This is a genomic window from Enterococcus sp. LJL99, assembly GCF_054871725.1.
This window is the reverse complement of record NZ_JBTXLT010000018.1, coordinates 33,672-48,047: the sequence shown is the minus strand read 5'-3', so window position 1 is coordinate 48,047 and position 14,376 is coordinate 33,672. Positions and strand designations below refer to the sequence as shown.

Annotated in this window: 12 protein-coding genes and 1 pseudogene; 4 read left to right on the top strand and 9 right to left on the bottom strand. The window is 34.0% G+C overall.

The window, feature by feature from the left end:
- Positions 1-253: pseudogene (locus ACYSNW_RS17265) on the bottom strand (glutamate decarboxylase); the annotation flags it as partial.
- Positions 254-505: 252 nt separating this feature from the next.
- Here ACYSNW_RS17265 and ACYSNW_RS17260 point away from each other — a divergent pair.
- Positions 506-2,005 (top strand): helix-turn-helix domain-containing protein, encoded by a 1,500-nt coding sequence (locus ACYSNW_RS17260; RefSeq protein ID WP_461746630.1) that lies wholly within the window; start codon positions 506-508, stop codon positions 2,003-2,005.
- 87 nt (positions 2,006-2,092) lie between these two features.
- Here the strand turns inward: ACYSNW_RS17260 and ACYSNW_RS17255 are convergent, their stop codons facing one another.
- Positions 2,093-2,599 carry a QueT transporter family protein gene (locus tag ACYSNW_RS17255; protein WP_461746628.1) on the bottom strand — a complete coding sequence of 169 codons (507 nt, stop codon included), beginning with the start codon at positions 2,597-2,599 and terminating at the stop codon, positions 2,093-2,095.
- 247 nt (positions 2,600-2,846) lie between these two features.
- Between ACYSNW_RS17255 and ACYSNW_RS17250 the strand changes: the two genes are divergently transcribed.
- Positions 2,847-3,806, top strand: a complete 960-nt coding sequence (locus ACYSNW_RS17250; RefSeq protein ID WP_461746626.1) for a diacylglycerol/lipid kinase family protein — start codon at positions 2,847-2,849, stop codon at positions 3,804-3,806.
- 327 nt (positions 3,807-4,133) lie between these two features.
- Here the strand turns inward: ACYSNW_RS17250 and ACYSNW_RS17245 are convergent, their stop codons facing one another.
- The 3 genes from ACYSNW_RS17245 to ACYSNW_RS17235 all read right to left on the bottom strand — a co-directional run bounded on the left by ACYSNW_RS17245 (position 4,134) and on the right by ACYSNW_RS17235 (position 8,727).
- On the bottom strand, positions 4,134-5,243 hold the full coding sequence (locus tag ACYSNW_RS17245) for a PLP-dependent transferase (RefSeq protein ID WP_461746624.1): 1,110 nt from the start codon (positions 5,241-5,243) through the stop codon (positions 4,134-4,136).
- 223 nt (positions 5,244-5,466) lie between these two features.
- The gene (recD2, locus tag ACYSNW_RS17240) at positions 5,467-8,070 is read right to left on the bottom strand and encodes an SF1B family DNA helicase RecD2 (RefSeq protein ID WP_461746622.1); all 2,604 of its coding nucleotides are present in this window, start codon (positions 8,068-8,070) and stop codon (positions 5,467-5,469) included.
- Positions 8,071-8,094: 24 nt separating this feature from the next.
- Positions 8,095-8,727, bottom strand: coding sequence for a histidine phosphatase family protein (locus ACYSNW_RS17235; protein WP_461746620.1), 633 nt, complete (start codon positions 8,725-8,727; stop codon positions 8,095-8,097).
- A 208-nt stretch (positions 8,728-8,935) separates the two neighbouring features.
- On the opposite strand from ACYSNW_RS17235, the gene gloA2 reads away from it, so the two are divergent.
- Positions 8,936-9,316, top strand: a complete 381-nt coding sequence (gene gloA2, locus ACYSNW_RS17230; protein ID WP_461746618.1) for an SMU1112c/YaeR family gloxylase I-like metalloprotein — start codon at positions 8,936-8,938, stop codon at positions 9,314-9,316.
- A 110-nt stretch (positions 9,317-9,426) separates the two neighbouring features.
- Here the strand turns inward: gloA2 and trmL are convergent, their stop codons facing one another.
- Together trmL and ACYSNW_RS17220 are read right to left on the bottom strand one after the other, a co-directional pair.
- Positions 9,427-9,942 (bottom strand): tRNA (uridine(34)/cytosine(34)/5-carboxymethylaminomethyluridine(34)-2'-O)-methyltransferase TrmL, encoded by a 516-nt coding sequence (gene trmL / locus ACYSNW_RS17225; RefSeq protein ID WP_461746616.1) that lies wholly within the window; start codon positions 9,940-9,942, stop codon positions 9,427-9,429.
- A gap of 230 nt (positions 9,943-10,172) precedes the next feature.
- Positions 10,173-11,030 (bottom strand): methyltransferase domain-containing protein, encoded by an 858-nt coding sequence (locus ACYSNW_RS17220; protein WP_461746615.1) that lies wholly within the window; start codon positions 11,028-11,030, stop codon positions 10,173-10,175.
- A 293-nt stretch (positions 11,031-11,323) separates the two neighbouring features.
- Here ACYSNW_RS17220 and ACYSNW_RS17215 point away from each other — a divergent pair, with 293 nt between their 5' ends.
- Positions 11,324-11,956 (top strand): copper homeostasis protein CutC, encoded by a 633-nt coding sequence (locus tag ACYSNW_RS17215; RefSeq protein WP_461746613.1) that lies wholly within the window; start codon positions 11,324-11,326, stop codon positions 11,954-11,956.
- Positions 11,957-12,098: 142 nt separating this feature from the next.
- Here ACYSNW_RS17215 and mgtE read toward each other — a convergent pair whose 3' ends face one another.
- Positions 12,099-13,460, bottom strand: a complete 1,362-nt coding sequence (gene mgtE, locus ACYSNW_RS17210) for a magnesium transporter (RefSeq protein ID WP_461746611.1) — start codon at positions 13,458-13,460, stop codon at positions 12,099-12,101.
- A 17-nt stretch (positions 13,461-13,477) separates the two neighbouring features.
- Positions 13,478-14,371: an RluA family pseudouridine synthase gene (locus ACYSNW_RS17205; protein WP_461746609.1), complete on the bottom strand. Its 894-nt coding sequence runs from the start codon at positions 14,369-14,371 to the stop codon at positions 13,478-13,480.
- Between the last annotated feature and the right edge of the window lie 5 nt (positions 14,372-14,376).

Below are 14,376 nucleotides of genomic sequence, written 5' to 3'. Positions count from 1 at the left end.
GGTATTCTGATTTGTCGATCGCATTTTTTTCAAACGTTTCTGCCATTAACTGTTGTGCTTCAGGTTCCATATACGTTTGACAGAACGTTGCCATATTTTGGCGCGCATTTCCTTCATCAATTAATTGGTCCTTGATTAAACGATAAGCCAATTTTGATTCGACAGGATTTAGTCGTAATTTCTTTAAAATGACATTTTCAGTTGCTTCAACTGTACCAAAAAATGGTTCATTAGCACCATCCACTATAGTCATATTGTATTCCTCCTAGTAAATTTGATAAACTAAGTTTACACCTAACCTCCACTTTAAAATTCCTAATACTTGTCGTATCTTCCGCCATTTTTTTATACTTACCAATGCAATTTAAATAAATAAAAAAATAAAAACAGATAAAAATTCATTATTTTTTACATTATATTCGTAAATTTTCATATCACATGTTATATTTTAAATGACTAGTTTTCATTTTCAGTACAATTCTATTACAGAAAGTAGGTTAAGTAAGTGGACTATAAACTGAATAATTTACTATCAAGTAAACATCATATATTTTTAGAACTTCTTAAAAATATTTCCGAAAGTAAGAATTGGCTTCAAATGTCACAACTAAGTAACTCTATGTGTCTATCAACCAGAACGATTCAAAGATACATTAATCAATTAGATACTTTAATAAGACGATTTAATACTGAAAAAAATCAATCAATCAACTTTGAAATAAGTAAAGGTTTAGGAGTTAGATGTAATTTTTTCAACGAAACAAACAAACTTTTATTAAAAAATTATATTTATGAACAAGATAAAGAAATACAATTGTTAGTTTTTTTACTTTTTAATAAAAATAGCACGAGACAAAAATATTGTGAAGACCATTCCTTAAGTGACAACACGCTCTTTAAAAGCATAGGAAAAATAAATATGTTTTTATCAGAATTTAATTTGAAAGTTTCTGAACGTGGAATGACTATAATAGGACAAGAGAGTCAGATTAGAATGGTTTGTTATAGTGTGGCTTGGGTTTTATTTGAATCAACTAGTTGGCCGAGTGCGTTTGGAAGTATTTCTGAACATAAAATTAAAGAAGATGTTGACATTTTAATCGATGATCTCCATCTTTCAATCAACTACATAAAAAAAAGAGAGCTCGCATATCTTATTACCATTGCCATTTTAAGATATCGATTGGGGTTTACTGTGAAGTGTGAAGAAGAATGGCAGGATTATTTTCCTACCGAAGTAGCTTCTGAATTATCCCATGTTGTATCGAAAATTTTTTTTAATCATCACATTATTTCTAATGAAGAGATTCGTTTTTTTACTATAAATATGTTTACTCGTTCATGCATCTATGAGAACATCCCTTTAAAAAAAGATATTTTACGTTTTATACAAAAAGATACGATTGTTTATAGATCAACATTACTCTTTTTAAACGAGTTTAACGACAAAATACTTTCCATTCCTTTAGCACTTTATGATGAAATTTTTATTTTTGCCTATAGATCTCACCTTTATGCTCACTTATATGTAAAAATTGATTTTGATTACAATGCATATTACTTACTCGAAGAAATCTCACAAAAATTTCCAAGTTATCAATCAGAAATGTCTGCTTTTATAGATCAACTGTTTTCTAAAAATAGTTTTACTTTATTTTTAGAAAAAGACTACTTAACACAACGCTATTTCATGATTGAAACATTTATAAAACCGGAATTACTTATTGGCTCTCCAATAAAGGTTTCATTAGAAACAGATTTACCGGAAATCTACGAAAATACCATAAAAAAAATTTTATATGATTATTTTAAATATCAATATAATTTAATATTTTTGAATAACATGCACTTGCAAAAAATAGATTTAACATTAACAACAATGTTGCAAACTCAAACTAAGAAAAATCTAGTCTACTTTAATTATCCTTTTAAAAAAAGTGACTTTCTAAGTATCTCTAAAGAACTAGAAATAATTCATCAAGCATTGTACTATAACTCAGACTAAAGAACATTAAAAAAACCATAAGTCTTGTATTTAACAAATTTATGGTTTTTTTATCGTTATTATAAATGTAAAAAAGAAAATAGTCGGCTAGATTCTTTTGTCAAAATGAACTGCTGAATTAATCCAATACATCAACGGTGCTGAAATCGCCATAATAATGAATTCACTAGCTGCCAATGTACCATAAGTAATCCATAGTTGTTGCCCTCCAGTTGGCACTAACATAATAGCGATTAAAATCATACTAATCGTGAAAAAGAATGTGTTCAATGCTAATCGAATTTTAACATTTGACACTTTCTTTTGTAATAAGGCAGTGAGTCCTAATGATAAAAAGGTTTGAGTTCCGCCATATAAAGCATCAATCACACCAAATCCAAAAAAAACATTATAAATAATTACCCCACCCAGAACGCCCCACATCAACTTTCGATTAAAGACCACTAAATGATTTAAACTTTCAGAGATCCTAAATTGAATCGGACCTGATGAAACAGGCGCAACCAGAATAGTCAAGCCTAAATAAAGAGCCATAATTAGACCATTCATTGCGACACTACGAACTTTATTACTTCTTGAAACTGTGCTTTGCATATTTTCCCCTTCTTTCTCCGAGTTTTTTAACGAGGGATGGTTGATGAACCTCGACCACAAAAAAATATTTCCTTTTTTTGTAACAGCTTCATTCTATTATTATCCTCTTACAAAGTCAACTAAGTTATATACGGTAAATCACAAGAAAACTGGAGAAATTAAAAAGAATTAGGAAGGATTTTTTGCAAGTTGCTTCTGAAAACGGAAATTATCTGCTATAATAAACTTTCGCATAAGGAGGAAACAAATGAAGATTCATTTTTATCTCATTATAAATGAAAATGCTGGTAGCGGAAATGGTAGAAAAACCGCTAAAAATATTATTAAAAAATTGCAAGAAAAACAAGCTGACTATACAACTTTATATACTGAATATGCAGGACATGAAATCGAATTAACACACAAATTAGCACAAGAAAAATTAATTCCTTGGTCTGAAGAAAAAAAAGAAAATTTCTTTCCATTGCTTGTTGTTTTTGGCGGCGATGGCACTTTACACACAGTCGTAAATACGTTGAGTGACTACGATTCAAAAATCCCAGTTGGATATATCCCCTGTGGATCTGGGAATGATTTTGCTAGAGGGGTAGGGATTTCAAGACAAGCAGATCATGCATTTAAACAATTAATGTCCGCTTGCGAACCCAAAGAGATACAAGTCATTACTTATGAGGAAGCTGTTCAAGGAGAAAAAGGAATCGCAATCAATAATATTGGACTAGGAATTGACGCGGCAATTTCAGACACAACGAACAAGTCTTCAAGTAAGCAGACATTGAATAAATTTAAATTAGGTTCTTTTGCCTATATTTTTTCAGTTTTAAAAGTGCTATTTAGACAAAAAGGCTTTCCAATTTTAGTAGAACTAAATGGTGCAACATTCGAATTCAATCAAGCTTTTTTGTGTACTGTCACAAAACACCCTTATTTTGGAGGTGGTGTCGCAATTGCACCAGACGCAGACCCACGAAAAAATGTGTTGGATTTTGTTTTGGTTGAACGCGTCCATCTTTTTAAAATATTTTGGCTGATTATCCTGCTTTCTCGCAAAAAACAAAAACAATCAAAATATTTCCACTCCTTTCAAACAAGCAAAGTCAGAATTGTTTCCACGGTTCCACAAGCCATGCACGCAGACGGCGAATCTTTAGGAGAACGGAGTATTGATTGTTCTTTTGGTACCATGACTAGATTATTTTGGTTTTAAAAGCGAAGTAGTACAAAATTTTGAAAAAACACCGAACAAGAATCCTTCACTATCAAGTGATTCCAGCTCGGTGTTTTTATTCGTTTCGTGGTTTGTCGCTTACTATAGCAAAAGTCGTTTTACTACCACCATAAAAAAACTTTTGAATTAAGTAATCGGACGACGAATCATTCATTGCATAAACTCAGAAACTGATTTTGCAAAAATTCTTGCTTATTGCGGTAACTCACGAAGAATAAAGTGAGTTGCTAATATATCGCACTTACTTCGTTCTCAGAGCTAACCACTTTTTTCCAGATTTTTTGGAACAATTCTTAGTTGTTTATTTTATCCCAATTTTTGAAAAGCTTGTTTTAAATCATTAATAATATCCTCACTCGCTTCAATTCCCGTTGACATCCGCAACAAATCAGGTGTTAGTCCATATGATTCTCTTAAATCTTCTGGAATATCCGCATGCGTTTGAGTCGTTGGATAAGTAATCAAACTTTCCACGCCACCAAGACTTTCAGCAAAAGTCACAATTTTCAACTCTTTTAAAAATGGCTTGATATAAGCAACTTCTTTAATACGGAAACTTAACATACCGCCACGACCTGTAAATAATACATCTTTTACAAACGGCTCTGTTTCTAAATAGTCAACAATCGCCCGAGCATTTTCTTCATGACGTGCCATTCTTAACGAAAGTGTTTTTAAACCTCTAATCAATAACCAACAATCAAAAGGCGCTAATACAGCACCTGTTGTATTTAAATTAAACGATAGCTGTTCTCCCAATTCCTTTGAACGAGTAACTAATGCACCAGCTAGTATATCATTATGACCGCCTAAATATTTTGTTGCACTATGCATAACAATATCTGCGCCTAAATCCAACGGTTTTTGCAATAATGGCGTATAAAAGGTATTATCTACGATTAATTGTGCATTTTTTGCATGAGCAAGTTTGGCAATTTTTTCAATTGAAACTTCTTCCATCAATGGATTAGTTGGTGTTTCAATAAATACTGCTGTCGTTTCATCGGTAATAGCTTTTTCAAAATTAGCCTCTTCATCGACATAAACAAATTCATATAATCCTTGTTTTTCTAATTCTTTAAAATAGCGATAGCTTCCGCCATACAAATCTCTAGAAGCGACAATTTTACTTCCAACAGGAAATTGACTGAATGCTAATTGAATCGCACTCATTCCTGAACTTGTCGCTAAACCAACAGCACCATTTTCTAAAACCGCCAAAGCTTCTTGGACAACTTCTCTAGTTGGGTTTTTTGTTCTAGTATAGTCATATCCCGTTGACTCTCCTAGAGTTGGATGTTCATATGTCGTTGAAAAATAAATCGGTGTATTAATCGAACCCGTAACAGGATTCTTATGATTCCCAATTTGCGCTAAAAATGTATCTTCATGCAATTTTTCTTGATTTTCTTTCATCATACTCTCCCTTTCAAATAAATTTAACTATTCCCTCATTTTTTGTAAAATAAATAGTATAATTTATTATATACAGGGTTATTAGTAGATAGCAAGAACAATCCAACCTATTTTATTGCTTATTGTCCGTATTTAGAGGAAAGATAAAAAATATTACTCACTATTAAAAAAACAGGAAGAGTTATTGCAACCGACTCCTCCTGTTTTCATTTTAGTTAGCAATTCATTTCATAAAATCATAGGGACTCGTTTCTCCCATTCCAATCATAGGATCTACCGTATTTTGTTTAATCAATTGAATCGTCAAATAAGGCTCTCTTTCTTCTATCACTTCAACTGGCTCTTCTTGAGAATCACTCTGAAACAAAGAAATTTCTTCAACTTGTTTTTCAGTTTTTTGTTTTGAAAAATCATCGGCTTTCTCTTCCACAATGACTTGCTCTGGTTCTTTTTCAGTATATTGACTAGCTTTTTTTTCAGTTACCAAAGGCATTACAGAGTCAAATGGATCTTCTTTCGCTAAGTTTTCTTCATAATTTTCTAATTGTGTTCGAACACTTAATGACATCTCACTCGCTTCAGTGATTCGTTCTTTCAGCATCGTCAATCGACTAGCAGATTCATGAGCTACGCAAGTTTGAAAAGCAGGAACTTCCCCTAATAAAATCAATAATTCTTTACTTCGCGTAACCGCCGTATACAATAAATTTCGTTGTAACATTCGCTGATATTGATGAACCATCGGCAAGATAACCATTTTAAATTCGCTACCTTGAGCTTTATGGATTGAACAACAATAAGATAAAGTGATTTTATTCCACTCATTTCGCTTATAAGTGACCTCATTATTATCAAATTGAATTACTAATTCATCAACTTTATCATCGGATTCTTTCGCTAAAATAATTCCAACAATTTCTCCCATATCTCCATTAAACACGTTTAATTCAGGTGTGTTTACAAGCTGTAGCACTTTATCTCCAATCCGATAAACCGATTCATTCCATTTAACTTCTTTTCGCTTAGCATCACCAGGATTAAAAATTTCCTGCATCATTTTATTCAAAGCATCGATTCCCGCTGCACCACGATACATAGGCGCTAATAATTGAATATCTTGTGCTGTAAAACCTTTTAGCTTCGCTTTAGTTACGATCTGACGAACATAGCCTTCAATATGAGCCACATCGCTTTGGAAAAAAGAGCGATCTTTTTGATTAACAATAAAATCTTTCGGTAATTTCCCCTGTTTGATTTCATGCGCCAAAGGAATAATACTTGAACCATCATCTTGACGATAAATTTCTGTTAATTCCTTCTTAGGAATTTCAACAATCTGTAATAAGTCATGCAAAATTTGTCCTGGACCAACCGAAGGTAATTGATCCTTATCGCCTACAAAAATCACCTGCATATTTGTCGGGATTGCTTTAAATAATGTATTTGCCAGCCACGTATCGACCATCGACATTTCATCAATGATTAGTAACCCGCCTTCTAACTCTTTTGCCGAGATGCTGGTATTTTTTTCTCTACCTGTCAATCCAAGTAAACGGTGAATCGTACTTGCTGGCAAGCCAGTCGTTTCATTCATCCGTTTGGCAGCTCTGCCGGTTGGAGCCGCTAATAAAATCGGAAACATATCTTGGGAATAATCTTTAATATCCAAAGAAAGACCATTTAATTCAGCAAACAATGAAACAATGCCATTAATTACCGTTGTCTTTCCCGTTCCTGGTCCACCTGTCAAAATAAATAAAGGCGATTTGATTGCTTCTTCAATTGCTGCTTGTTGAGAATCTCCATAAAGAATTCCAAGTCGTTTTTCTAAAATTTGAATCGTTTTTTCAACTTCTTTTTTCTCATAGTTGATTTCTTTTTTTCGAGACAGTAATCGTTGAATCGACGTACCAATTCCCCATTCAGAGAAATACAAACTATTCTCAAACAGTTTAGTGCCTTCTTGCTGGATTTTTCCTTCTTCCGTCAAACAAATGATTTGATTGGCTACTTGATCCAATGAAATCTCATACGGTCTACTAGCTTCTAAAATGCGAATTGTCTCCTGCAAAAGAATTTCGGCTTCCACATATGTATTGCCGGAACGAACCGAATGCTGAAAAATTTCGTGAGCAATAGCCGCTCGAATTCGTTGGTCAGAATCTGCGCCAATGCCTAGTTGTTCAGCAATTGTATCCGCACGCTTAAAGCCTACCCCTTCAATATCTTCGACTAATTGGTAAGGATTTTCATTGATGACATTTAAGGTTTCTTCTTTATACGTTTGATAAATGGTAAACGAAAGTTGGCTCCCAAAGCCATAACGATTCAAGCCAACGATGACTTGTTCCATTCCATGATTCAAACGAATCGTTTCGATAATTGTTTGTCGTTTTTTTTCATTTAGTTGAGGAACTTCTTCTAAAACACTCGAGTCATCAATCATTCGATCAATCGCATCTTCACCTAGAATTTCAACAATTTTTTCAGCCGTGCGCTTACCGATTCCTGGAAATTTTTCACTAGATAAATAATTCACTACGCCACTTGCTGAAGTAGGTCGTTCTTGTTGGTAATTATCTACTTGAAATTGTCTTCCATAACGAGGATGATCTACAAAATGACCAAAAAAACGATAACTTTCTTCTTCTTGAATTTGACCAAAACTACCCGTAGTCACAATTTCTTTTTCAAGAAAGTCCGTATTTGTATCTGAAATTTTTACAAGTAACACTTTATAAAAATTACTAGGATTTTCAAAAAAAATCGCCTGAACTTGTCCTACTACATATTCTTTTTCGTTTTCTTCACTAAAAAAAGATGTCATCTATTTTTCCCTCATCTCACTGATCTATCCTTGCAAAAAAGAATCATCATTCCACAACTTTAATTCAAACGTCGTTGGATTTTCACTATTCGTTGTTTCAAGAATAGAAAGACTATTATTTTTCAGTCCGCCCATATCTCTTAATTCATTTAGCTCTTTTCCAGCTAAAAATTGAATTGCCGCAGTCAAAATTGCTCCATGACCTACAAATAAAAATGGTCCTTTTTCAGCTTCAATCGCCTGAAACACCACTTTTTGAATTCGTTCAATTGCTTGATCAATCGGCTCACCTGCAAAAGCCGTAGGGTCATATTTATCGAGTTGATAACGCATATTTTGTAATGCTTCCCCATACTCTTGTTTCATTTCTTCAATCAACTGCCCCTCAAGTTTGCCTAAACCTAACTCTTTTAAGTCATCCGTATAAACAATTTCAGTTGGCTTGGCTAATTCTTGATTGATTCCCTCAGCTGTTTTTCTTGCACGTAGTGAGGTACTAGAATATATTTTATTAAAAGGCACATCTTTGATTTCTTGCCCTAGTTTTTTGATTTCATCATAACTTTTAGGTAGCAGAGGTGAATCTCCAGTCCTGCCTTGGAATCTCATCTCTTGATTCCATTCAGTTTTTCCATGACGAGTAAAATATAGTTTCATACTTTGGCTCCCTTAAATATAGTTTCGTAAAATAAAGCAGTTTTTATCTTATCTAGTGTATCATTATCAAAAAAAAAATGCTATTGAACTTTATGTCTTTTAACAAGGTTCAATCTGAAAATTGCGAAAAAAAGATCTTAAAGTATAATAAACAAAAAAGGACTAAAATCAGTTTTCATAAACAGAGGTATATTAAGGAGGATTTATTTTGTATTTAGACACTATCCATCATATTGCTATCAATGCATCCGACTATCAGAAAACCAAAGAATTTTACGTAGAAAAACTAGGTTTCCAAATTATTAGGGAACACTATCGCAAAGATAAAAATGATCTAAAGCTTGATTTACAATTGGGAAATCAAGAACTAGAAATTTTTATTTCTGATACGTTCCCAGAAAGACCCTCTTATCCAGAAGCTTTGGGTTTGCGACATTTAGCCTTTAAAGTAGCCTCTGTCGAAAAAATGGTAAAAGAACTAGAAATGAAACAGATTTCTTGTGAACCGATACGAACGGATGATTTCACTGGAGAAAAAATGACTTTTTTCTTTGATCCTGATGGCTTACCTTTAGAAATCCATGAATAGTTTTTCAAAAGAATTAGTAAGTTGACCGCAAACGTAAAATAAAAGAAATTCACAACGTATTCCCATGACTTGTGAATTTCTTTTTAGTAATTTCAATACTACACTTTATTTTATTCTGGCGCATCCAGTTTGTCATTTTCATAATGATGCTTTTTTTCTAAATGTGGAAAGTCTTGTTGGCGTAATGCGTCATAAACGACTAACGCAACTGTGTTTGATAAATTTAATGATCGCACATGTTCATCATTCATTGGAATTCGGATACACTTTTCTTCATTCTCACGCATAAAGCCTTCTGGTAATCCAGTAGTCTCTTTCCCAAACATAAAATAATGATCTTGTTCATCGTTATATGTCACATCACTATAGGTTTGATTAGCAAATTTTGTTACCAAGTGTAGCGCATTATCTCCTACAAATGACAGAAATGCTTCTAAATTTTTATGATACGTAATATCTACGTCATTCCAATAATCAAGACCAGCTCTTTTTAAATGCTTATCATCCGTTGAAAACCCTAAAGGCTCAATCAAATGTAATGGCGAATTGGTAGCAGCACATGTTCGTGCAATATTTCCAGTGTTAGCTGGAATTTGAGGTTCAAATAAAACAATATGATTAGTCATTCTATACGATTCCTTTCTAAACTAAAACAGGATTTCATTTACTTATTACACTTTTCACATAAAAAAAAACGTACCGGCTCGGTGTCAATCACTGCGAGTCGCTACGTTAGTGAAGTACTTCTCACTAACTTTTATCAGAACAGGAACCTGATAAAAACCAATGAAAAATCAACTTGTATGTAATATAACACCAATATCGGAGCTTTGCAATAGTTTTAGGCAAAATTATTCTAATGTAAGCGTTTTTTGTCTCGACCAACTAACATACGAACGTCAATCGTGATTTTTTGTAACGGATCTTTCTGTAAATTTGCTTTGATTTGCGGATCGACCTGCCATTCCAAGGGAGACATTTCAAATAAATCAAGTCGACGATGTTCAGGAATCTCAAATTCAAATCGAATGCGTTCCTCTTTCGTTACATCCATTTCTTCAGCAAATTTTGCAAGAACTTTTTCATTTGAATATACCTGTTTTTGCTCATTATTAGGATAAAATGCTGCTCTTAATTCTTTTAAATAATCCCCTTCAGGAATTACTTTAATCACGCAACCATCCTCACTTAGAACACGTTGAAACTCTTTATAATGCGATGGAGAAAAAATGTTAAGGATTGTATCAATTGATCCAGTTGAAAATGGTAAATTGGTAAGATCAGCCACGCACCAAAACGCCTCAATAGGTTGGTTACTCGCAAGATAAATTCCATCTTTTGAGATATCAAAGCCTATTTTTTCACCTGCTAAACCACCCATCGATAATTCTCTTAAAAAACTACCTTCGCCACACCCTACATCAACCGTTTTACCTGCTTGGTGCATCTCTATTACTAGTTGATCAATCAAAGGACGGTACATCCCACTTTGAATCATTGCACCACGATGAGTCAACATTTTTTTATTGTAGTCAGTTTTGATTGTATGCTGTAAAAAATAAAGTGTGCCTTTTTTCGATAAATCAAATTGATGGTTATTTTCACAAACCAACCCATAATTTTCGACAACTAAATTTTTTGTACACACGGGACAACGAAAAATTGTTGCTTGCTCTTTTAAAAATAACAAGCCACGATCGATTTTTTTTAACATCTAATAACTTCCTCACCAAAGAATTTTTTTGAAGTGATTGAAAATATAATAACAAAGATATACACCATTTAGTCGAGATTTATTGGTAGAAAAACTCATTGAATATAAAGTTGATGATTATTTTTGTAATTTCTAACAAAATCACTGAATAATCCACCTAGACTAATCCTTTTCAACCATTCCATAGCTCAACATCCTCTATCGCTTTTCATCTTACAGTTTTATCGACATTTTGGCAATACTAACAATTATGATACAATGCTTTTGATACTATATTTTGAGGAGTGACAGACATGCTAAGAGAGTTTTGTGCAGAAAATTTCACAGACATTCCCACTGCGATTCGAAATGGTGCGGGACGCATTGAATTATGCGATAACCTTACCGTAGGAGGAACAACGCCCAGTGCTGGAGTCATTGAAGAAGCATTAGCGTATGCTGAAGAAAAAAGTGTGCCGATTATGACAATGATTCGTCCTCGCGGTGGCGATTTTATTTATAATGATATTGAATTAAAAATCATGCATACAGATTTAATTGAAGCAAAAAAAATGGGTACAGACGGTGTCGTCTTTGGTTGTTTAACGAAGGATAACTGGTTAGATGAAGAAGCATTGGAAGTGTTAATTGAAACTGCAGAAGGTCTACAAATCACCTTTCATATGGCTTTTGACTTATTGTCGCTAGAAAATCAATTTAAAGCCATTGATTGGCTCGTTGATCACCATGTTGATCGAATCCTAACACATGGCGGAGCCGCGGGAACAACTATTGAAGAAAATTTACCCCATTTAAAAAAATTGGTAGCCTATGCTGACCAAAGAATTATCATTCTACCTGGCGGTGGTATCACAGCTAAAAATGCGACTGCGATTGCAACTGAATTAGCCGTAAATGAACTTCATGGAACTAAAATCGTTGGCTAACTAGGAGGTTGAGACAAACAGCCACATTATTTTAGAGCGCAACCATACAAAATAAACCCGAAATATTCGTGAATCTTTTGACATTGTTAGGAGTCGAAAAACGATTACCAATATTCGGGTTTTTTTATCTAAGTAACTATAGCTAAACAAAGTATTGCATGAACAAACTTGCAATATTAAAATAAATCAAAACACTGGTCAAATCACTTAAAGTCGTAATGAATGGACCACTTGCAACCGCTGGATCAAACCCTAACTTATCCATCAACATTGGAATCAAACTACCTGCTAAATTCGCTACAGTAATCGCGCATAACATTGCCATTCCAATCACAAAACCTAACGGGAAGTTTCGTTGCCAAACCCCTACTACGACAAAAATCGATAGTCCTGTGATTGCTCCCGTTACCAATCCAGTTAATACTTCACTAATAATCAAACGAAAAAAGTTACTCTCCTTACCATCGGTTACAGCTAAACGACGTACGGCAACGGCTAAAGACTGCGTTCCTGCGTTTCCTGCGGTACCTGTAATCAGTGAAATAAAAACAGCTAATATACTAGCTTCACTTACTAATGCTTCGTAATGACTAATCAAAGTTGCCGTTGACATCCCCAAAAATAATAAGGTAATCAGCCACGGTAATCGTTTAGAAGCGGCTTTGATTGGATTTTCGCTAACCTCTTCGATATTTACTCCAGCTAGTCCAGAGTAATCACTGGCGGCTTCATCATCGATAACATCAATAATGTCATCAACGGTTACAATTCCTAACAAATGATCCTCGTAATCTGTAACAGGTACCGCTAGGAAATCGTAATCACGAATCGTTTGCGCAACATCCTCTTGATCATCTCCAACATGAACAGAAATAACACGCTCACTTAAAATATCTGCAATCAAAGTATCATCATCATTAACAATCAAATCACGTAATGAAATAACACCTACCAATTGATTTTCTTGGTCAACAACATAAACATAATAAATCGTTTCGGCTACATCTGCCTGATTTTTTAATACATACATCGCTGAACGAACCGTCTGATTCGCAACAATCGAAACAAACTCCGTCGTCATAATTGCGCCGGCCGTATCATCTTCATAGTGAAGCAATTCTTTTATCTCGCCAGCATCTTCTAAGCTCATTAAGCTTAAATATTTTGCCTTTTGACTTTTATCCAACATATTCAACAAATCGACCGCATTATCTGTAAACATCTCTGATAGCATCTCAGTTGCATAATTTGGACGCATTTCAGCCAAATAGTCTTTCATGTTCTCATTATCTTCTTCAATCATATCAAACATGTCAGCTAATTCTTTAGGTGATAAATAATTATATAGCAACTGACGGTCTTCTGCGCTCAACGACTGATAAAATTGTCCTTGTTCATATATATGAAGAGACAAGAACAACTCACGAAAGTCATTCATTTGTTGCTTTTGTAAAGCTTCTAGCAATAGAGCAAAATGTTCTTCTATTTCTTGACCCTCATTCATGAGTCTGCCCCTTTCTGCTATAATTGTTCAACGATTTTTTTCATATCATCTGGCAAAGGAGATACTAGATGAATTTTTTGTTTCGAAAATGGATGGGTAAAACTCAATTCACAGCAATGAAGTGCTTGTCTAGTAATCCCTTGCTCTAAATCTCCGTTATACATTTCATCTCCTAGCAAAGGACAGCCAAGTGCTTCAAAATGAACCCGAATTTGGTGCGTTCTTCCTGTATGCAATTGGATTCGAACTAACGCAGCATGCTCAGTCACTTGCTCTAACCAATACTCTGTTTGCGCTGTCTGCCCATCTTGAGAAATTGTTCTTTTCAAAATAGAAGAATAATCTCTCCCAATCGGTAAACAAATCGTTTCATGATTACTTAATTTCTTTAAATCACCGCTTACTAGTGCTTGATATATTTTGATAACTTTTTTCTGCCGTAGCTCCTGATCCAACATTGCGTGAGCAAATCCATGTTTGGCAAAAAGCATCAGCCCTGTCGTGTCGCGATCTAATCTTGTAATGACATGAACAACTTGATCTGAATACTCTTTTTGTTTATAATAAGCCTTCACTCGATTCGCCATAGTTCCATTTGGATGATATTGTGATGGAATAGAAGCGATTCCAGCTGGTTTTTCAACAACTAAATAATGCTCATCTTCAAAAACAATCGAAATTGGCTTGTCATCACACAATAAGGTTTCATGCTCTTTTTCATCAGGAATTGTTATTTTTATTGTATCGCCAAAAATCAATTCGTGTAAAACATTTTGCCTCTCTTGACCAACTTCAATCCGACCACCTTGAAATTTTATTTTTGCTAAAAGACCTTTAGAAACCCCTTGTTCCTTTAAAAAATATTTAATTTGTTGCGGCTCTTGTTTATTATACTGCCAACTAAATTCCATTCTTG

What these genes read in the sequence shown, in the direction of transcription:
- ACYSNW_RS17255 (WP_461746628.1), bottom strand. Translation starts at nt 2,599, where the DNA reads ATGCAAAGCACAGTTTCAAGAAGTAATAAAGTTCGTAGTGTCGCAATG.
- ACYSNW_RS17250 (WP_461746626.1), top strand. Translation starts at nt 2,847, where the DNA reads ATGAAGATTCATTTTTATCTCATTATAAATGAAAATGCTGGTAGCGGA.
- ACYSNW_RS17245 (WP_461746624.1), bottom strand. Translation starts at nt 5,243, where the DNA reads ATGAAAGAAAATCAAGAAAAATTGCATGAAGATACATTTTTAGCGCAA.
- recD2 (WP_461746622.1), bottom strand. Translation starts at nt 8,070, where the DNA reads ATGACATCTTTTTTTAGTGAAGAAAACGAAAAAGAATATGTAGTAGGA.
- ACYSNW_RS17235 (WP_461746620.1), bottom strand. Translation starts at nt 8,727, where the DNA reads ATGAAACTATATTTTACTCGTCATGGAAAAACTGAATGGAATCAAGAG.
- trmL (WP_461746616.1), bottom strand. Translation starts at nt 9,942, where the DNA reads ATGACTAATCATATTGTTTTATTTGAACCTCAAATTCCAGCTAACACT.
- ACYSNW_RS17220 (WP_461746615.1), bottom strand. Translation starts at nt 11,030, where the DNA reads ATGTTAAAAAAAATCGATCGTGGCTTGTTATTTTTAAAAGAGCAAGCA.
- ACYSNW_RS17215 (WP_461746613.1), top strand. Translation starts at nt 11,324, where the DNA reads ATGCTAAGAGAGTTTTGTGCAGAAAATTTCACAGACATTCCCACTGCG.
- mgtE (WP_461746611.1), bottom strand. Translation starts at nt 13,460, where the DNA reads ATGAATGAGGGTCAAGAAATAGAAGAACATTTTGCTCTATTGCTAGAA.
- ACYSNW_RS17205 (WP_461746609.1), bottom strand. Translation starts at nt 14,371, where the DNA reads ATGGAATTTAGTTGGCAGTATAATAAACAAGAGCCGCAACAAATTAAA.